This window comes from Vibrio chagasii (assembly GCF_002954585.1).
GTDB lineage: Bacteria > Pseudomonadota > Gammaproteobacteria > Enterobacterales > Vibrionaceae > Vibrio > Vibrio chagasii_A.
Genome location: NZ_MSCI01000002.1, coordinates 135,838 through 155,539, shown reverse-complemented (window position 1 = coordinate 155,539; position 19,702 = coordinate 135,838). Strand labels below are relative to the sequence as shown.

At 45.3% G+C, this 19,702-nt stretch carries 20 protein-coding genes; 7 read left to right on the top strand and 13 right to left on the bottom strand.

The annotated features are described in order from the left end of the window. Positions 1–13 precede the first annotated feature (13 nt). From BTO10_RS08850 to BTO10_RS08835, 4 genes are read left to right on the top strand one after another with little or no spacing between them, the layout of a single operon-like run. The gene (locus BTO10_RS08850) at positions 14–1,831 is read left to right on the top strand and encodes a penicillin-binding protein activator (protein WP_105024329.1); all 1,818 of its coding nucleotides are present in this window, start codon (positions 14–16) and stop codon (positions 1,829–1,831) included. Further along, positions 1,818–2,216 carry a YraN family protein gene (locus BTO10_RS08845; protein ID WP_061033384.1) on the top strand — a complete coding sequence of 133 codons (399 nt, stop codon included), beginning with the start codon at positions 1,818–1,820 and terminating at the stop codon, positions 2,214–2,216. Before BTO10_RS08850 ends, BTO10_RS08845 begins: the two co-directional genes overlap by 14 nt. Positions 2,217–2,218: 2 nt before the next feature. Beyond that, positions 2,219–2,809, top strand: coding sequence for a phosphoheptose isomerase (locus BTO10_RS08840; protein WP_004729817.1), 591 nt, complete (start codon positions 2,219–2,221; stop codon positions 2,807–2,809). 16 nt (positions 2,810–2,825) lie between these two features. Beyond that, positions 2,826–3,431 carry a BON domain-containing protein gene (locus BTO10_RS08835; protein WP_105024328.1) on the top strand — a complete coding sequence of 202 codons (606 nt, stop codon included), beginning with the start codon at positions 2,826–2,828 and terminating at the stop codon, positions 3,429–3,431. 97 nt (positions 3,432–3,528) lie between these two features. Here BTO10_RS08835 and sspB read toward each other — a convergent pair whose 3' ends face one another. The 8 genes from sspB to zapE all read right to left on the bottom strand — a co-directional run bounded on the left by sspB (position 3,529) and on the right by zapE (position 9,870). After that, positions 3,529–4,023, bottom strand: coding sequence for a ClpXP protease specificity-enhancing factor (sspB, locus tag BTO10_RS08830; RefSeq protein WP_032554311.1), 495 nt, complete (start codon positions 4,021–4,023; stop codon positions 3,529–3,531). Positions 4,024–4,028: 5 nt separating this feature from the next. Next, a complete protein-coding gene (gene sspA / locus BTO10_RS08825; protein WP_004740754.1) occupies positions 4,029–4,664 on the bottom strand; it encodes a stringent starvation protein SspA in 636 nt (211 codons plus the stop codon). Between the two features lie 97 nt (positions 4,665–4,761). Further along, positions 4,762–5,499 carry a cytochrome c1 gene (locus tag BTO10_RS08820; RefSeq protein WP_105024327.1) on the bottom strand — a complete coding sequence of 246 codons (738 nt, stop codon included), beginning with the start codon at positions 5,497–5,499 and terminating at the stop codon, positions 4,762–4,764. Beyond that, entirely contained in the window at positions 5,496–6,761 is a 1,266-nt protein-coding gene (locus BTO10_RS08815; protein ID WP_105024326.1) for a cytochrome b, read from the bottom strand. Before BTO10_RS08815 ends, BTO10_RS08820 begins: the two co-directional genes overlap by 4 nt. Beyond that, positions 6,761–7,351, bottom strand: coding sequence for a ubiquinol-cytochrome c reductase iron-sulfur subunit (gene petA / locus BTO10_RS08810; protein ID WP_004740757.1), 591 nt, complete (start codon positions 7,349–7,351; stop codon positions 6,761–6,763). Before petA ends, BTO10_RS08815 begins: the two co-directional genes overlap by 1 nt. A 331-nt stretch (positions 7,352–7,682) precedes the next feature. Then, the gene (rpsI, locus tag BTO10_RS08805) at positions 7,683–8,075 is read right to left on the bottom strand and encodes a 30S ribosomal protein S9 (protein WP_004740758.1); all 393 of its coding nucleotides are present in this window, start codon (positions 8,073–8,075) and stop codon (positions 7,683–7,685) included. Positions 8,076–8,090: 15 nt separating this feature from the next. After that, the gene (gene rplM, locus BTO10_RS08800) at positions 8,091–8,519 is read right to left on the bottom strand and encodes a 50S ribosomal protein L13 (protein WP_004740759.1); all 429 of its coding nucleotides are present in this window, start codon (positions 8,517–8,519) and stop codon (positions 8,091–8,093) included. Between the two features lie 247 nt (positions 8,520–8,766). Continuing rightward, positions 8,767–9,870 (bottom strand): cell division protein ZapE, encoded by a 1,104-nt coding sequence (gene zapE / locus BTO10_RS08795; RefSeq protein WP_105024325.1) that lies wholly within the window; start codon positions 9,868–9,870, stop codon positions 8,767–8,769. Positions 9,871–10,089: 219 nt separating this feature from the next. On the opposite strand from zapE, the gene zapG reads away from it, so the two are divergent. The 3 genes from zapG to degS all read left to right on the top strand — a co-directional run bounded on the left by zapG (position 10,090) and on the right by degS (position 13,253). Continuing rightward, entirely contained in the window at positions 10,090–10,545 is a 456-nt protein-coding gene (gene zapG / locus BTO10_RS08790) for a Z-ring associated protein ZapG (RefSeq protein ID WP_004740761.1), read from the top strand. Positions 10,546–10,672: 127 nt separating this feature from the next. Continuing rightward, on the top strand, positions 10,673–12,028 hold the full coding sequence (locus BTO10_RS08785; RefSeq protein WP_105024324.1) for a DegQ family serine endoprotease: 1,356 nt from the start codon (positions 10,673–10,675) through the stop codon (positions 12,026–12,028). A gap of 160 nt (positions 12,029–12,188) precedes the next feature. Then, entirely contained in the window at positions 12,189–13,253 is a 1,065-nt protein-coding gene (degS, locus tag BTO10_RS08780) for an outer membrane-stress sensor serine endopeptidase DegS (RefSeq protein WP_105024323.1), read from the top strand. A gap of 118 nt (positions 13,254–13,371) precedes the next feature. Here the strand turns inward: degS and parC are convergent, their stop codons facing one another. From parC to BTO10_RS08755, 5 genes are all read right to left on the bottom strand, one after another. Continuing rightward, positions 13,372–15,630, bottom strand: coding sequence for a DNA topoisomerase IV subunit A (parC, locus tag BTO10_RS08775; protein ID WP_004740764.1), 2,259 nt, complete (start codon positions 15,628–15,630; stop codon positions 13,372–13,374). 3 nt (positions 15,631–15,633) lie between these two features. Beyond that, the gene (gene parE / locus BTO10_RS08770) at positions 15,634–17,514 is read right to left on the bottom strand and encodes a DNA topoisomerase IV subunit B (RefSeq protein WP_004740765.1); all 1,881 of its coding nucleotides are present in this window, start codon (positions 17,512–17,514) and stop codon (positions 15,634–15,636) included. A gap of 240 nt (positions 17,515–17,754) precedes the next feature. Beyond that, the gene (yqiA, locus tag BTO10_RS08765) at positions 17,755–18,360 is read right to left on the bottom strand and encodes an esterase YqiA (protein WP_004740766.1); all 606 of its coding nucleotides are present in this window, start codon (positions 18,358–18,360) and stop codon (positions 17,755–17,757) included. A 15-nt stretch (positions 18,361–18,375) separates the two neighbouring features. Next, positions 18,376–19,200 carry a 3',5'-cyclic-AMP phosphodiesterase gene (gene cpdA / locus BTO10_RS08760; protein WP_004740767.1) on the bottom strand — a complete coding sequence of 275 codons (825 nt, stop codon included), beginning with the start codon at positions 19,198–19,200 and terminating at the stop codon, positions 18,376–18,378. A gap of 59 nt (positions 19,201–19,259) precedes the next feature. Continuing rightward, on the bottom strand, positions 19,260–19,700 hold the full coding sequence (locus BTO10_RS08755; protein WP_004740768.1) for a DUF1249 family protein: 441 nt from the start codon (positions 19,698–19,700) through the stop codon (positions 19,260–19,262). Positions 19,701–19,702 lie beyond the last annotated feature (2 nt).

Genomic DNA, 19,702 nt, shown 5'->3' with positions numbered 1-19,702 from the left:
ATTTAAAGAACTCATGGCAACGATGAACCATAAGAGACTCAGTGTACCACGCTTACTAACTCCAATTGCATTGGCAATTACATTGGCGGCTTGTTCTTCAGGTCCGCAAGCACCAACAAGCGTTGATATTACACTAGATCCAGTGCAATCCACTGAAAGTTACATGATGCAAGCGGATAGTAGCAAAGGAAGCCTACAAAACGACTGGTTAATCATGGCGCTTAAAGCTTCTGTGCAAGCTGGCAAAACTGACCAAGCGACTCTGCTTATTAAACGCATAGCAAAACAAGAGCTCACTGAAGTTCAGCAAGCAGAGTGGCAACTCGCTCGAGCTCAACTGTTGGTGAACAACTCACAGCCGGATCAAGCGTACAGCCAACTAAACTTCCAGCCTTGGTGGAAACTGCCAAACGAGCAGTGGAAAGATTACCACGAGCTACGCGCGAATATTTCAGATATGCGAAGCGAGTATTTCGAAGCAAGTCGTGAACTTATTCTTTATTCTGAGTACGCAGAAGATAACGACGAGATCCAACAGCAAACCGCTGATCGAATTTGGCAAAATCTAAATAGCTACTCTCAATATGAGATTCTAGAGCTAAAAACGTCGCCGACGGAAGACGTTTTAGCCGGTTGGTTACAGCTCGCTATTTACATGAAGACGCTTAACTCGAACCTTCCAAACCTACAGGAAACCCTGTCTGATTGGTTAGCCGAAAACCCTCAGCACCCTGCTGCTACTTACACACCGCAAGCAATCACTGACATCCTAGCGTTAGAGATCAGCAAGCCAACCAGTACTGCACTGCTGCTACCGCTAACGGGTAAATATGGCAAGCAAGCACAACTGGTACGTGATGGTTTCATCTTTGCGATGATGAACGACAAAGAGCGCGAAGAAGATGCAACACTAACGGTTATGGATACCAATGTTCAAAGTGCCGCTGAGATTAAAGCAACGCTAGAAGAGAACAATGTTGATTTTATCGTTGGTCCTCTGATTAAGAGCAACATCACTAAGCTTCAGCAAGCACAGAAAAACCACGAGAATTCAATCCCAGCTCTAGCTCTTAATATTCCAACTCAGCTAGAACCTGATACCAATATTTGTTACCTCGCTCTATCACCAGAGCAAGAGGTTGCTCAAGCAGCGAAACACCTGTTTGCTCAAGGCTATAAATACCCACTGATTATGGCTCCGAAGGGACGCCTTGGTGATCGTGTTGAGCAAGCGTTTAAAGAAGAGTGGAAGAAATACAGCAACAACGATGTGGCAATCAGCTTCTTCTCTGACAAACGCCAACTTCAACGCAACGTAAATCAGGTATTCGGTCTACAAGAGAGCCAACAGCGCATCGCGCAAATGGATAACCTACTTGATCTAGACCTAGAAACCGAGCCACGCAGTCGTCGTGATATCGATTCTGTCTACATCGTGGCGAAGAACTCAGAGCTAACGCTGATCAAGCCTTTCATTGAAGTTGCGATCAACCCAGACGCGAGCCAACCTGCTCTGTTCTCTAACTCACGCAGCAACAGTGGTGATAAGCAGTATGAAGACCTAACAGGTGTATTCTACAGCGATATCCCGTTGCTGGTTGAAAACAAAGGCGAGCTGAACAAAGAGCTTAACGAACTATGGCCTGCACATTCAAACGGCCAGAAACGTCTGCAAGCGTTAGGTATGGATGCATACTACCTAATGGATGCGCTACCACAGATGAAAGCCGTGCAAGGTTACAGCATTCCGGGTGAAACTGGCGTGTTAACCATCGACAACAACTGTGTAGTACAACGTGAAATCAGCTGGGCAGAGCATGGGGCTTTTTAGCCGAACGTTCTTATCCAAAGCAACGGTCACCCATAAACAAGTGGGTGATCAATACGAGGCCGTGGCAAAGGCCTATCTGACCCGCCACGGTTTATCGTTAATTCAACAAAACTTCATAGCAAAATGTGGCGAGATTGATCTTATAATGCGCCATAACAATACGATTGTGTTTGCTGAGGTAAAATACCGTAAGCAAACTCGCTACGGACATGCCGCTGAGATGGTGACAGCGAAGAAGTCACAACGGCTACTCAAAACAGCCCAAGTGTGGCTGATGCAGCAAGGCTTGTCGGTACACTCCACAGATTTCAGGTTTGATATCATTGCCATTGAAGGGCCAGATGATCATATCAACTGGATTCAAAACGCGATTACCCAAGGATAAACATGCTAGACAGCATTAAAGAAAGTTTTACAGAAAGTATTCAAATCCAAATTGCGGCTGCAGAAGCACTACCAGACGCAATCACGCACGCCGCTCAAGCTATGGTTGCGACCTTACTCAACGGAAACAAAATCCTATGTTGTGGTAATGGTGGCTCTGCATCAAACGCTCAGCAATTTGTATCGTGCCTACTTAACCGTTTTGAAACCGAGCGCCCTAGCCTACCAGCAATGGCTCTTACCGCTGATAACACCACGCTTACTGCGGTTGCAAACGACTACCACTACGAAGAGATCTTCTCTAAGCAGGTTCGTGCGTTTGGTCAAACGGGTGATATTTTACTGGCTATCTCTACTAGCGGTAACAGCAAAAACATCATCAAAGCGATGGAAGCAGCGGTAACTCGTGACATGACGATCATCGCTTTTACCGGTAAAGACGGTGGTGAAATGGCAGGTTTGCTTGGTGAGCACGATGTGGAGATTCGCATCCCATCACACCGTACTGCACGTATTCATGAAGTGCACATGGTGACACTGCACTGCCTATGTGACCTTATCGATCAAGTACTCTTCCCTGCGCACGAAGAGTGATATACGGAGCATCACAATGAAATTATTTACCTCTAATACGCTATTCAAGCTGATTAGTGTTTCGCTACTTACACTATCTTTGTCTGGTTGTGCTGGCATTTTCATTGCTGGTGCAGCAACCACAGCAAACATTGTCACTGACACACGCACCACCAAAGAGATTTGGAACGACAACAATATCGAATTTGAAGTCGCAGCTATCACCAATAAACAGCCATACCGTGGTAGCGTTCGTGTCACTGCCAGCTCTTACCGCGGCTCGGTGGTATTAATGGGTCAAGCTACAACAGATGCTGAACGCCGCTCTTTTGAGAGCCAAGCGAAAGATGTACCTGGTGTAGAAACGATTCACAATCAGATTCGCGTGAAAGAGCCTCTCTCTGTTAGTGCTATCAGCAAAGACAGCTGGATTACCACTAAAGTGAAATCAGCTCTGCTGGCTAACTCTGAGCTTAACGGCATCAAAGTGAAAGTGATCACTGAAGATTCAGAAGTATTCTTACTGGGCTTAGTATCTCGTGAACATGCAGATATCGCGACCGAAGTAGCACGCAACATTTCAGGTGTGAAGCAGGTAATCCGAGCATTTGAATATGGTGAAGAAGAGACAGCCGTAAACTAGTGATTTAGCTGAAGCTACAGAAAGCAGCAGATAACAGAAAAGAAAAAAGCAGCGATGAGTCGCTGCTTTTTTATTGAGTCGTTATTTATAACTAACGTTATTTGATGACACGAAGGCTTGGACGACCTTTCGCTGGGCGAGGTGGCTCAGGATCTGAGTCTGGCTCTTCAGCTTCTGGTTCAGCCGTTGCAACACTCAAAGATGGGCCTTTTTCTGGCTCTTCGAAAGGACCTTCCTCAATCCCTTCTTCAAGCGAAGTCATGTAAGCCTCTTCAGGTTCAAACATGGTACCAGCACCATTCTCACGAGCGTAAATCGCTTGTACAGCATAAAGTGGAACGATCACAGAGTGAGGGCGACCACTAAAACGAGCACTAAACGTGACTGCTTCGTTACCCAGCTCAAGTTGCCCAACCGCTCGAGGCGCGATATTCAGAATGATCTGACCATCTTGAACAAACTCTTCTGGAACTCGCACACCAGGTAATGTTGCTTCAACAACAAGGTGCGGAGTTAATTCGTTATCAACCAGCCAATCATAAAATGCACGTAGCATGTATGGTCGGCGTGGTGTCATATTTGAAATATCCATAACGCTTAGCGAACTAGTCGCATCTCGCGCTCAGCTTCTGTTAGAGAAGCAAGGAATGAATCACGTTCAAATACGCGGTTCATGTAAACTTTCAGTTCTTTAGAACCAGGGCCAATTAGCTCGATACCAAGCTCAGGTAAACGCCATAGTAGCGGAGCAAGGTAGCAATCGATTAGGCTGAATTCTTCGCTCATGAAGTACTCGTACTCAGCAAAGATAGGAGCAAGAGTTAGTAGATCGTTACGTAGTTTAGTACGTGCTGCTTCAGATTCTTCAGCATTGCCTTTAACAATCTTCTCTGCAACTGAGTACCAGTTACGCTCAATACGGTACATCATTAGACGGCTGTTACCACGAGCAACCGGGTATACAGGCATCAACGGTGGATGAGGAAAACGCTCATCTAGGTATTCCATGATGATCTTAGAGTCGTAAAGAGCAAGCTCGCGATCAACAAGAGTTGGTACTGATTTGTACGGGTTCAGTTCAACAAGCTCTGCTGGAAGATTTTTTTCATCAACCAACTCAACTTCAACACTTACGCCTTTTTCAGCAAGAACGATGCGCACCTGATGGCTATACATATCAGAAGCACTTGAGAAAAGAGTCATTACAGAACGTTTATTGGCAGCTACAGCCATGGAGCCCTCCAGTACACTTTAAATAAAAACAATGGAGGCCTAAAGCCTCCATTGAACATTAACATAATTTGGGAATTAGCACGGTATTATAGCACAATTAGTGCACATCACGCCAATACTCTTTCTTCAGTAGAACCACGATGATCGTGAAAAATACTAAGAAAGCCATTACCCACCAACCCATTGCGTGACGCTCAAGTTTCACAGGGTCACCTGAGTAAACAAGGAAGTTTACTAGGTCACGAACTGCGTCGTCGTACTCACCGGCACTTAGCTCACCAGAACCGTCAGTTTCAGTACCAACAACCACTTCAACCTCTTCACCATCTACGATATGAGTTTCGTAGATTGGCGTTGGGATACCTTGTAGTTCTTCAAGTACGTGCGGCATACCTACGCTTGGGAAAACAATGTTGTTCACACCAAATGGACGAGATGGATCTTCGTAGAAAGTACGAAGGTACGTGTATAGCCAATCTGCACCACGAACACGAGCAACCAAAGTTAGATCTGGTGGCGGAGCACCAAACCAACTTGCCGCTTGCTCAGCTGGCATAGCATTAACCATCAAGCTACCAATTTTCGCTTCTGGATCGAAAATCAGATTTTCCTTCATAAGATCTACAGGGATCTCTAAGTCACTCGCAACACGTTCATAACGTTGGTACTGCGTCGAGTGACATGCGAAACAGTAGTTCATGAACATCTTAGCGCCATTTTGCAATGAAGCTTTGTCCGTTAAGTCATTGTTCGCTTTGTCTAATGGTACGTTTGCACCCGCTGCCATCGCCAAAGACGGCAACATAGCAAATAAAATTACAATCCACTTTTTCATTTGAATGTCACCCTTTCTGGTAATGGTTTCGTCGCTTCATTTTTACTGTAGAACCACAGTAGAACGAAGAACATGAAGTAACCTAAGCTAAAGATTTGTGCTAGTAGCGTGTAAGTTGGCGTTGCTGGAAGCGCACCAAGTACACCAAGCGCAATAAAGCTTATTGTGAATTGGATGATATTAATCAAATGCAATTTGCTACGGTAACGGTACGAACGTACTTTACAACGATCAAACCACGGCAGTAGGAATAGCACAACAATTGATGCGCCCATCGCTACAACACCTAGCAGTTTATCTGGAACCGCACGTAGGATTGCGTAGAACGGCGTGAAGTACCATACAGGAGCGATGTGCTCAGGTGTCTTCAGTGGGTTCGCAGCTTCAAAGTTAGGCGGCTCAAGGAAGTATCCACCCATTTCAGGGTTGAAGAACAGCACGTAACAAAACAAGAATAGGAAACCAGCAACACCTACCATATCTTTCACAGTCCCGTATGGATGGAAAGGAATAGAGTCGATGATATCGTATTTCTTAGTGTAATCCTTGTGGAATGGGAACTGAGTTTTGTAGTCGTCGCCCATTGTTCCTTTAGGAAGTTTAGTCTCGATACCGTCTGGGTTATTCGAACCAACCTCGTGCAGTGCTAGTACGTGAAGTACGATAAGCAGTAGAAGTACGATTGGTAGCGCAATAACGTGCAGTGCGAAGAAACGGTTCAGCGTTGCACCAGAGATGATGTAGTCACCACGGATCCAAAGCGTTAGGTCATCACCGATAACAGGGATCGCACCAAACAGAGAAATGATTACCTGAGCACCCCAGTAAGACATTTGACCCCATGGTAGTAGGTAACCCATGAAAGCCTCAGCCATAAGCACCAAGAAGATCAACATACCGAAGATCCAAAGTAGCTCACGAGGTTTTTGGTAAGAACCGTAAATTAGTCCACGGAACATGTGCAGGTAGATAACGACGAAGAATGCCGAAGCACCCGTCGAGTGCATGTAACGTAGTAGCCAACCGAATTCCACATCACGCATGATGTATTCAACAGAAGCAAACGCACCCTCACCAGACGGTACGTAGTTCATTGTTAGCCAAATACCCGTCAGGATTTGGTTAACCAATACCAACATTGCCAAAGAACCGAAAAGGTACCAAAAGTTAAAGTTCTTAGGCATTGGGTATTCAGATAAGTGCTTTTTGTAAGCATTCATCGCGGGTATGCGTTTTTCAACCCAGTCTAGTAGTCCTTGCATTATGCATCTCCCTCGTCAATACCGATCAGGATCTTGGTGTCGCTTAAATACATATGCTTTGGCACAACAAGGTTCAGTGGTGCAGGTACGCCTTGGAATACTCGACCAGCCATATCAAACTTCGAACCATGACACGGACAGAAGAAACCAGACTTAACACCTTGTACTTGTTCTGCGAAAGAATCAGGTAGGTAAGTCGGAGAACAACCTAGGTGCGTACAGAAACCAACAGCAACGAAGAATTCCGGCTTAATTGAACGGAATTCGTTCTGTGCGTATTCTGGTTGTTGTTCAGCTTCAGATTGAGGATCACGAAGTTGACCACCGATAGATTTTAGGTTTTCTAGTACCGACTCAGCACGGCGTACAACCCATACAGGTTTACCTTGCCACTCGACACGAACCATTTGTCCCGGTTCTAACTTGCTGACTTCCACTTCCACCGGTGCACCCGCAGCTTTCGCCTTGGCACTCGGATTCCATGATTTAATAAAAGGCACGGCTACAGCAGCAGCTCCCAAACCACCAACAACGGCTGTTGTTGCGGTTAAGAAACGCCTGCGACCGTTATTTAAAGGCGCGTTGCTCATCCAAACATTCTCCCATTTGCTCCTTGTGGATTGAAATTATTCCGATTAAAGAGCATGGCTAACAAAATATGTATTTAGTTCTATTTATTGACGGCAAATGATAAATAAAACCCTACTTTTTGACAAGATAAAGCTACCTTTTTGTAACAATCATGAGGCAAAGCGCACATTGAGTTACAAAAGCTTTCAAAATACAAGAATTTGGAAATAAAACGAGAGGGGAAAAGCATTTAGCGGGGGGTAGAAAAACAAAAAGCCCGGCATATAGCCGAGCTTTGAACCACAATTCCAGTAGTAAAACTGGGAGCGTGTACTTTTTCGTAAAGAAAAATTAACGCTTAGAGAATTGAGGTTTACGACGTGCTTTACGTAGACCAACTTTCTTACGTTCAACGCAACGAGCGTCACGAGTAACGTAGCCAGCTGCACGTAGAGCAGGACGTAGAGTTTCATCGTACTCCATAAGAGCGCGAGTGATACCGTGGCGGATTGCGCCAGCTTGACCAGAAATACCACCACCAGAAACAGTGATGTAAAGGTCAAGTTTCTCAGTTAGTTCAACTAGCTCAAGAGGTTGCTTAACAACCATACGAGAAGTTGGACGACCGAAGTAAACATCAAGGCTACGCTTGTTGATTACGATCTCACCAGAACCTGGTTTGATGAAAACACGAGCTGCTGAGCTTTTGCGACGACCAGTGCCGTAGTATTGATTCTCTGCCATTTTCATAATCCCCAATTAGATGTCTAGTACTTGTGGTTGTTGAGCAACATGGTTGTGCTCAGCACCAGCGTATACTTTTAGCTTACGGTACATAGCGCGGCCTAGAGGACCACGTGGTAGCATACCTTTAACAGCTAGTTCTAGAACCATTTCTGGCTTCTTGTCGATCAGCTTTTCGAAAGTGATAGACTTAAGACCACCTGGGAACTCAGAGTGACGGTAGTAAACCTTACCCTTAGCTTTGTTACCAGTTACAGCAACTTTCTCAGCGTTAACAACGATGATGTAATCACCAGTGTCTACGTGAGGAGTGTATTCTGCTTTGTGCTTACCACGAAGGCGAGAAGCGATTTCACTTGCTAGACGACCAAGAGTTTTACCTTCAGCGTCTACAACATACCAGTCGCGTTTTACAGTTTCTGGTTTAGCAACGAAAGTTTTCATGCTAATAATTACCTATTTAAAAAATTTACACTTAAGGAATACTCGCGTATTCCCACTGTCTAAGAGTCACCATTCATCACCCCTTCGAGTGTTGGAAAACTCTTGGCATAACGTGATTTAACTCATCGTTAGAGGCCCGCAGTAACGGTAGGTCGCAGGATTATAGAGAAGAGCGAAGAAAAAATCACCTCTTTTTGAACAAAATCACGATTTTTTTATTTCTACTTCTCAATCGAGATAATCCTATCTAACTCAAGTGCTCTTTTGCTAAATATTCATGGCTCTGCATTTCTATTAAACGCGACTGACAACGTTTAAATTCAAACTCTAGCTGGCCGTGAGTATATAAATTTTCTAGCTCTACTTCGGCGGAAATAATCAGCTTTACATTGCGCTCATAAAACTCGTCCACTAATGCGATAAAACGTCTTGCGGCGTCATCAGAAGTCGCGCCCATTTGCAGAACATCAGCCAAGAGAACCGTGTGGTAAACGCGAGACAGTTCAATGTAGTCGTTCTGGCTTCGGGCAGACTGACAAAGCTGAGCAAAAGTTCCATGCAACACGCCATCGCTTGCTTCGATAACATCTAACTGACGATGATTCACTTCAATCTGCTTGAGTCTCTCTTTATCTTCCCCAACCAGTTGGTTGTAGTATTTTTCAAGATTGATGTTCGCTTGGCTATCGAGTGGATAATGATATATCTCAGCCTGCTCTAGGGTACGTAGACGATAATCAATGCCGCTGTCTACATTAAGAATATGGCAGTTATCTTGAATCAGCTTAATCGCAGGTAAGAAACGCGCACGTTGCAGACCATTGCGATACAGGTCCACAGGAGGAATATTTGAGGTCGCAACCAAGATAACGTTTCGTGCGAATAACTCTTGGAATAAGGTTCCTAGGATCATCGCGTCGGTGATATCTGAAACAAAAAACTCATCGAAACAGATAATATCCGCCTCTTGCTTCAACTTATCCGCAACCAAAGGCAGTGGATCACTTACATTGCCCAACGCCTTTAATTCGTCATGCACTCGATACATAAAGCGATGAAAGTGCACTCGCATTTTTTTAGTGGTCGGCAAGGCATCGTAGAACGTATCCATCAGATAAGTTTTACCGCGCCCTACACCGCCCCAAAAGTAGAGCCCTTTAGGTGGCGTTGGTAGCTCTGGCTTTTTACCGAGCAATTTCTGAAATCGAGTCAATTGAGGAATAGGAGTATTCACATAATCTTGGAACTGATGAAAAAGTTCATCTAAAGATTTAACGGCTTGCTCTTGTGCTGGATCTCTTTGAAATCCATGCTCTTTTATATCTTGTTCGTATTTTTTGACGGGATTCATGACGACATTTCCACAATGAAAGCGATATCAGACAGCGAATAAAATTAAGCTCAAACAGTAAGGGACGTGACATTATGCGGCGAATAATGCAGCATTAAACTGCTAAGTAGCGCACATGCATTTCTCTTTATACTGCGGCTTTCTCATAGTACCATGGAGCCGTAGCACGTGTAACTAAGCAGTAACAAACATGTTAAAAAACAATAATAAGGAGCTGTTATGCCTTGGATGTATGCCATTGCCGGTTTACTAGTCGGAGTTATTCTAGGGGTCGCTATTTCTCGTCTCATGACACCTGAATACAAGAAGCAAAAGAACGTACAGAAAGAATTAGATAGCGCAAAGTTTGCCCTTGAACAGCAGCGACAAGAGCTGGCTGATCACTTTGCGAAATCAGCAGAGATGTTGGACACCTTAGGTAAGGACTACACAAAACTGTACCAACACATGGAAAAAACCAGCTCGGAGCTGATCCCTAACCTGCCAGAGCAAGACAACCCGTTTGTGAAGACAGCGGCCGCTCATTCAGAAAAGCCACAAGAAAAGTCGGCAAACAAAGAAGCAGCACTGGAAGAGCAACCTAAAGATTACGCGAATGGTGCGACTGGTTTATTTACCGAGCAGAAGAAAGAAATCATTGATGCTCCTGATGTAGTCACTGCAAAAGCATCATAAACATTTAACACTTAGGTGAACTTTACAAAGGTTTTTGAGTCATAACTTTCACTCAGGTCATTTGAAACTTCTCACACGTATTAGACGTAATGAGAGGGGTAAGACCTTAACTAGAGAGGAGTTTATGATGAAAAAACCTTTGCTTGCTTTATCTGTACTGACTTTAAGCTTAAGTTCAATCATCACCCCCATTCAAGCAACCGCCGCACTCCCATTAAGTGTGGGTAATGAACAATTACCAAGCCTTGCGCCTATGCTTGAACAAGTGACCCCCGCTGTGGTTAGTATCGCCGTTGAAGGCAAACAGGTACAACGTCAGCAAATCCCTGAACAATTCCAATTCTTTTTTGGCCCAGAGCAAACACGTGAGCGTCCATTTCGCGGGTTAGGCTCAGGCGTGATCATTGACGCCAAGAAAGGGCATATCGTCACCAACTACCATGTAATTGATGGTGCAGACGATATCAAAGTAAGACTCCATGACGGTCGAGAATACGATGCTGAGCTTATCGGCGGTGACCAGATGTCCGATATTGCCCTCTTAAAATTAGAAAAAGCCAAGAATCTGACTCAGATAAAACTCGCAGACTCCGATAAATTGAGAGTCGGTGATTTCACTGTCGCGATTGGTAACCCATTTGGACTGGGCCAAACCGTGACATCAGGTATCGTTTCTGCACTTGGCCGAAGCGGCCTCAATCTCGAAAACTTCGAAAACTTCATTCAAACCGATGCCGCTATCAACAGCGGTAACTCAGGTGGCGCGCTAGTGAACCTAAACGGTGAGCTGATTGGTATCAACACAGCCATTCTTGGCCCCAATGGAGGTAATGTCGGCATCGGCTTTGCAATTCCATCCAACATGATGAAAAACCTGACAGAACAGATTATCGATTTCGGTGAAGTTAAACGCGGCATGCTTGGCGTTCAAGGTGGTGAGATCACCTCAGAACTAGCAGAGGCATTAGGTTACGAGTCTAGTAAAGGCGCCTTCGTTAGCCAAGTCGTACCAGACAGTGCTGCTGATGATGCTGGATTAAAAGCGGGCGACATTATTGTCTCTATTAATGGTAAGCGTATTGATACCTTCAGCGAGTTAAGAGCGAAAGTCGCAACGCTAGGTGCGGGTAAAGAGATCGAGTTAGGTGTCGTTCGCGATGGTAAGAATAAAAACTTTGATGTGACGCTTGGTGAGTCAACCAATAGTAAAACCAAGGCCGAGAAGCTTCATGAAGGGCTGACTGGCGCCGAGCTTACCAATACCACTAGCAATGACCCTGCAACAGGCGTGAAAGTATCAAGCGTTGCTCAAGGTTCACCGGCGGAAGCATATCAACTTCTGAAAGGTGACATCATCATCGGAGTGAATCGACAGCCGGTTAAGAACCTCGCTGAGTTTAGAGCGATTGTTGAAAAACAACCCGGCGTATTAGCACTCAATATACAGCGAGGTGATAGAACCATCTACCTCGTAATTCGATAGCTATTTCGTCAATACAAACAGAGAGAGACTTTGTAAGTTTGCTTTAAACTTACTCAGTCTCTCTTTTATTTAGCTGAATCAAAATGCTATGCTTCACAAGTAACTTAAACTAGTCACCCATGCGCGGAGGCTCAATACCTTACCTGTCGAAGAGGGAAACATGCTGTCCTTTCTATTTCGTTCTATTTCCCTTGGGCTTGTTTCTGCGGCGCTTATTCTTCTTGCCTTTCCAAGCTTAAGGCCAGCGATTGTCGCAGATGTGACTAACCCTAAAGTTGACAACATTGGCTCTCTGCAGATTTCATTTAACCAAGCTGTACGTCGCGCAGCGCCTGCGGTGGTTAATATTTATAGCCGTAAATACGCAGAAGATGATCGTAACAAACTCCTCACACAAGGTTTAGGCTCCGGGGTTATTATTAGCGAGAAAGGCTATATTATTACCAACTTCCACGTTGTGGCTCAAGCTGACCAAATTGTTGTGGCACTTCAAGACGGCCGTGTGGCTGCAGCACAATTAGTTGGCTCAGATAAACGTACTGACATCGCGATACTGCGAGTCAGCGGCGATAACCTCCCAGTGATTCCACTCAACCCAAACTACAAAGCTAACGTTGGCGATGTGGTACTGGCTATTGGTAACCCATATAACCTAGGACAAACCACTACCTTCGGCATCATCTCGGCGACAGGGCGCTCTTCGATTAGCCTAGACGGCCACCAAGCCTTTATCCAAACCGATGCGGCGATTAATGAAGGTAACTCTGGTGGTGCATTGGTGAACTCACAAGGTGAACTAGTCGGTATTAATACAGCCTCTTTCCAACAGGCGACCGACATGGAAACCTACGGTATTTCATTTGCTATCCCCTACTCACTTGCCAATAAAATCATGGAAAAGATCATTGCTGATGGTCGCGTGATTCGCGGTTACATCGGTATAGACGGGCAAGATATCAACTCAGTTACCTCACGCATGTTGGGTACGAAAAATATTGGTGGGATTGTAGTGTTGGGTATCGATCCGAGTGGTCCTGCTGCGGATGCAGGTTTTGAAGCTCAAGATATTATTGTCAGCATCAACAACAACCAGGTGAATGGACGTCAGAGCGTGATGGATATCGTTACTGATTTACGCCCAGGTACGGTGATCGATGTCGGTATCTTACGCCAAGGTGAAAGCAAGACCCTTAAAGTAACGATTGCTGAAGATACTCGCTTATAGAGAAGTCTCTGTGGCTAAGATATTCAAGCGATTAGATGTACATTGCTAATAAACAAATACAAAAAAACCCAGCTCACAGGCTGGGTTTTCTTTTATCAGAAGACAGTATCAAATGTCTTTACGATTCACTTGGCTCTTCGATGTCAATGCGAGTCACACGCTGTAGGCCTCTTGGCAGTAGACCACCACGACGACCACGTTCACCACGGAAGTTTTCAAGATCCGCTGGTTTCAAACCAAGCTTACGTTTGCCTGCGTAGATGGTCAGCGTTGCATTCTCAGGTATAGCCATCAAGTGCGATACAAACTCTTCACGCTCTTTGGCTTTCGCAGAAGGGATGTTGATGATCTTGTTGCCCTTACCTTTGCTCAATTGAGGTAGGTCTTTGATTGGGAACAACAACATACGGCCTTGGTTGGTAATCGCTAGAATCTGGTTACTTTCCAAATCAGCAATCGGACTAGGCGCCATCACTTCTGAAGATTGCGGCAGGTTAACCAGAGCTTTACCACTCTTGTTCTTCGACAGCAGGTCGCTACCTTTACAAACAAAGCCGTAACCCGCATCAGAGCCAACCAACCATAGCTGTTCATCCTCTCCCATCACTACTTGGCGAATAGAAGTGCCTGCGCTGATATTCAAGCGACCAGTAATTGGTTCACCTTGGCTTCGCGCAGATGGTAATGAGTGAGACTCAAGAGAATAGCTTCGACCATCACTGCCAAGGAACACCGCTTGTTGATTACTCTTACCCTTAGCGCTCGCTAGGAATTTATCACCCGATTTGTAGTTCAAGCCTTCAGCGTCAACCTCATGCCCTTTCGCATGACGAATCCAACCTTTTTCAGAAAGCACGACTGTGATTGGTTCACTCGGCACCAAATCACGCTCAGTCATCGCTTTTGCTTCAGCACGTTCAACTAATGGAGAACGACGGTCATCACCGTATTTCTCTGCATCCGCCTGAATTTCTTTCTTAATAAGTGTGTTTAGACGGCGCTCAGAACCCAGTAGCTTCTCTAGCTTCTCACGCTCTTTCTCTAGTTCATCTTGCTCGCCGCGGATTTTCATCTCTTCCAGCTTCGCAAGGTGACGAAGTTTAGTATCAAGAATAGCGTCAGCTTGGATTTCAGTAATACCAAAGCGCTCCATTAGAACCGCTTTAGGGTCATCCTCAGTTCGGATGATCTCAATAACTTCATCAAGGTTAAGATAAGCAACCAACAAACCTTCTAAGATGTGTAGGCGTGCTAGCACTTTATCTAAACGGTGTTGCAGACGACGGCGAACCGTTGTGCGACGGAACTCAATCCACTCTTTCAGGATTTGAACCAAACCTTTAACTTGAGGGCGGCTGTCTAGGCCAATCATGTTCAAGTTAACACGGAAGTTCTTCTCAAGATCCGTTGAAGCAAACAGGTGACTCATCAGCTGATCACAATCGATACGATTCGAACGAGGTACTACTACAATACGCGTTGGGTTCTCGTGATCCGATTCATCACGCAGATCGTCAACCATTGGCAGCTTCTTAGCACGCATCTGGTTAGCGATTTGCTCAAGTAGCTTAGCGCCCGATACTTGATGAGGCAGAGCTGTGATAACAATATCAGAGCCTTCCTTATGCCAAACTGCACGCATCTTGATGCTGCCACGGCCCGTTTTGTAGATCTTTTCGATATCCGACTTCGGAGAAATAATCTCAGCTTCTGTTGGATAGTCAGGGCCTTTCACGTGCTCCATCACTTCCGACAATTCCGCTTTCGGGCTATCGATCAGTTTGATAGTCGCATCGGCAATCTCACGCACGTTATGTGGCGGGATGTCTGTTGCCATACCTACCGCGATACCAGTGATACCGTTAAGTAAAATATGAGGTAGACGCGCTGGCAGCATTTGCGGCTCTTTCATGGTGCCGTCAAAGTTAGGTTGCCACTCAACCGTGCCTTGGCCTAATTCACCAAGCAGAACCTCAGCAAACTTAGACAATTTCGCTTCGGTATAACGCATCGCAGCGAATGATTTCGGATCATCCGGAGCACCCCAGTTACCTTGACCATCTACCAGTGGGTAGCGGTAAGAGAACGGTTGTGCCATCAATACCATGGCTTCGTAACACGCCGAATCACCGTGTGGGTGGTACTTACCCAGTACATCACCAACGGTACGTGCCGACTTCTTGTATTTTGAAGCAGCTGACAAGCCAAGCTCAGACATCGCGTAGATAATACGACGCTGTACTGGCTTGAGGCCGTCACCAATGTAAGGCAATGCACGATCCATGATTACGTACATTGAGTAATTTAAATAGGCATCTTCGGTGAACTTGCGCATTGGCAATTGTTCAACGCCATCAAAAGTAATTTCGTTAGACATTCATTATACCTCGGCCAAATCACCGTTGTTTTGTAGCCATGAACGGCGATCATCAGCACGCTTCTTACCTAGCAGCATGTCCATCATTTCGTTGGTCGCTTCACTGTCATCAATCGTTAGCTGAACCAGACGACGAGTATTTGGATCCATGGTGGTTTCGCGTAGCTGAAGTGGGTTCATCTCACCCAGACCTTTGAATCGTTGTACGTTGATCTTGGCTTTCTTCTTCGATAAGCGCTCTAGCACACCATCTTTCTCATCGTCATCAAGGGCATAGAACACTTCTTTGCCACAGTCGATACGATACAGAGGCGGCATAGCCACATAGATATGACCCGCTTCAACCAAAGAGCGGAAATGACGAGTAAACAGAGCACAAAGCAGCGTCGCAATATGTAGACCATCCGAGTCCGCATCGGCAAGGATACAGATCTTACCGTAACGTAGGCCAGATAGGTCATCGTTGTCTGGGTCGATACCCAAAGCCACTGAGATATCGTGAACTTCCTGAGACGCCAATACTTGGTCAGCCGACACTTCCCACGTGTTAAGAATCTTACCACGCAGTGGCATCACGGCTTGGAACTCACGATCGCGAGCTTGCTTAGCAGAACCACCCGCCGAGTCCCCTTCCACGAAGAAGATTTCAGTGCGATTCAGGTCTTGAACTGAACAGTCGGTTAGCTTACCCGGCAGTGCAGGGCCAGACGCGACTTTCTTACGTACGACTTTCTTACTCGCACGCATACGACGATGCGCGTTGGCAATACAAGCTTCTGCTAACTGCTCTGCCAGCTGTGGCTTTTCATTCAACCATAGGCTGAAGGCATCTTTTACAACGCCAGAAACAAATGCAGCAGTTTGACGAGAAGATAAACGCTCTTTTGTTTGACCTGCAAACTGAGGGTCTTGCATCTTCACTGATAGCACGTATGAACAGCGGTCAAAGATGTCGTCACCCGTTAGCTTTACGCCACGAGGTAATAGATTACGGAATTCACAGAACTCGCGCATTGCATCCAATAGACCTTGGCGTAGACCGTTTACGTGTGTACCGCCTTGCTTAGTCGGTACCAAGTTCACGTAACTCTCGGTGATCATGTCGCCGCCTTCTGGCTGCCAGATGATCGCCCAGTTCGCCATTTCCGTTTCAGCAACAAATTCGCCAACATAAGGTTCTTCAGGCAGTAAGGTATAACCTTTTACGCCTTCAGCAAGATAGTCTTTTAGGCCATCTTCATAGAACCATTTGTGTTCTTCGTTGTTCACTTTGTCGCTGAAGGTAATTTCTAACCCCGGGCAAAGTACCGCTTTCGCGCGTAGATTGTTGATCAGGCGAAGCGTTGAAAACTTAGAGCTATCGAAGTATTTAGGATCAGGCCAGAAGTGTACTGAAGTACCGCTGTTGCGATGACCACAAGTACCAGTAACCGTCAGTTCAGTCACCGCTTTACCGTTTTCTAGTGCGATCTCGTGAACTTGACCTTCACGTCGAACCGTAACTTCAACACGTTTAGATAGCGCGTTTACTACCGAGATACCTACACCGTGCAAACCACCAGAAAACTTGTAGTTGTTGTTCGAGAACTTACCACCTGAGTGGAGCTTGGTTAGAATCAGCTCAACACCTGAGATGCCTTTTTCAGGGTGGATATCGACAGGCATACCACGACCATCATCGGTAACTTCTAATGATTGGTCTGCATGAAGCACAACTTTGATTTTCTTAGCGTGTCCCGCTAGTGCTTCATCGACCGAGTTATCAATGACTTCTTGGGCAAGGTGGTTCGGTCTTTCTGTCTCGGTATACATACCTGGGCGGTGTCGCACAGGATCGAGACCTTCAAGTACCTCGAGGTCTTTTGCATTATATTGTTCAGTCATAATACGGAGTTTACTCAAAAAGTTTGCGTCAGTTCGCTGGCTCCAGTTTCACTAAAGCAGAATCATTACTATGAACCGTCATAGCAGAGCGAACGAGCGAAGTATTGGGGAATATAGTCTGGAAGCTGACTAATGATGTCAAGCTAGTTCAAAAACTAAGACATCAAACTATGATATTTCACCATTGATAGATGAAATAACAGGCAAAAAGAGAGACAACGACTCAGTGAAGAAAACAGGTTATAGGTTTAGAAAGGTGATGATTTGCTGTGGGTAGCGTTCAAAATCAACAAAGCTATGATCCCCACCCTCTTCTACTGTTTGGGTTGCACCTTGAAACTTCTCTACCGCTTGTCGGTAATCCAGAACTTCATCTTCCGTTTGTTGAAGTAACCAGAAGTCACTTGGCTTTGTGATAGCCGGAACATCTAGTGCCTTCAACTCATCGATATGCTTAGTCTCTAAGACATATCGTTCATTTGTGTATGGGTTTACTTGCTCACCTAAGTAGTCGACAAGTAACTCATATGGTTTCACTGCAGGGTTTACAACAACCGCTTTAAAACCATAGTGACTGTTGAGCCAAGTTGAAAGATAGCCCCCTAACGAGCTGCCAACCAGTGCGATCTCGTACTGATCTTTGTATTGTTCCACCAGCTGTTGGAGGTAAAGAGCAGCCTGCTGTGGGAAGCTAGGCAGTTGAGGTGTTAGTACCTTAATATCCGCACGATGCTCAGCACAATACTCAGCCATCACCGTCGCTTTGTGAGAGCGAGATGAACTGTTAAAACCATGAATATAGAGAAGCAGTGATGGTTTTGCAGTTTTCTCGATAGATTCAGACATCATTAGCTACCTAAATTAATAGCCAGCGGCTTCAAAATCAGGCAAGAACTGCCCGTTAGGCAAGCGACGAACTTGAGTACTCACCGTACCATCTTGGTGCAATTCAATCTCTCTCCAACCAGGAGATAAGGTATCTACAGCGAAATCATCTGAGTTCGGTTTGAACTGAACACAAGTCGACGGAGTTGCCATAACTTGTACACCATGGTGCTCTCGGTTCATGTCTTGATGAACATGGCCACACAATACCGCTTTGACATTAGAATGCTGTTGAACCACATCCCAGAACTGATCTGCATCTTTCAAATTGTGTTGATCGAGCCATGCACTGCCGACTAACAACGGATGGTGGTGCAACAAAACCAACGTATTGCGTTCAGGGTATTCCGCCAGCTTTTGTTCTAGTAAATCAAGTTGTTGATCGCTAAGACGTCCATGTGGAACGCCGACAACTTGCGAGTCCAACATGATCATTTGCCAGCTCTCGCCTAGCAATACATGTTCAACACACTGAATTTGTGGTGATGGTAAAACACTGCCCATATTAGGCTTAAAATCATGGTTTCCAGGTAGCCAGTAACACGGCTTCTCTAACGGTTGAATTCCTGATTCAAATTTCTGGTATGACTCTGCGCTGTGATCTTGAGAAATGTCACCAGTCGCTAAGATAGCTTGATAGTCAAAGCCTTGACTAACAATGCCATCGACTACAGCACGAAAGCTATCTTGAGTGTTGATGCTTAGTAAGCTGCCATTGCTCGGCGCAAATAAATGCGTATCCGTTAGCTGCACAAGCTTAATACTGCTCTCATCAAATTTTGAAGTGTGTGATAATTCCAAAATAACAAATCCAGATACGTTACTGTTTAGACGTTAAAAGTGTTCTTAAATAAGCTCAATTAAAAGGCAATAGGGCTACGGCTGATACCAGTTTTTAAACAAAACGTTAACCATTCTCCAAGAAATTTATTCAATTGAAATTTCTCATCCTTTTGCAGAAGCTTAGTGTTGGGATAGTCGTATTTCGCTTTAACTCGCGAAAAATCCCCGCTGGCGCACACTTCTGCAACTCGAGCGTCGTGATATAGCCTGACAGACATTTTTGGCAAAGGAAACACTGGCATCGCGTCACTCTGACATATATCTATTAATGTGGTGTATTTTGTGACCTCATTCACTGTCAATTGATACACCATATTAACGGCTTGGTAACAGCGGACATCACCAACCTCATGCCCAACCGGTAACAAAGCGTTTAGTTTGGCATAATTCGTCTCATAGACTCGCATCAATTCAGCAAGATCAACATGGTACGGTTTCTTGACCGCTATATTTGGCATAA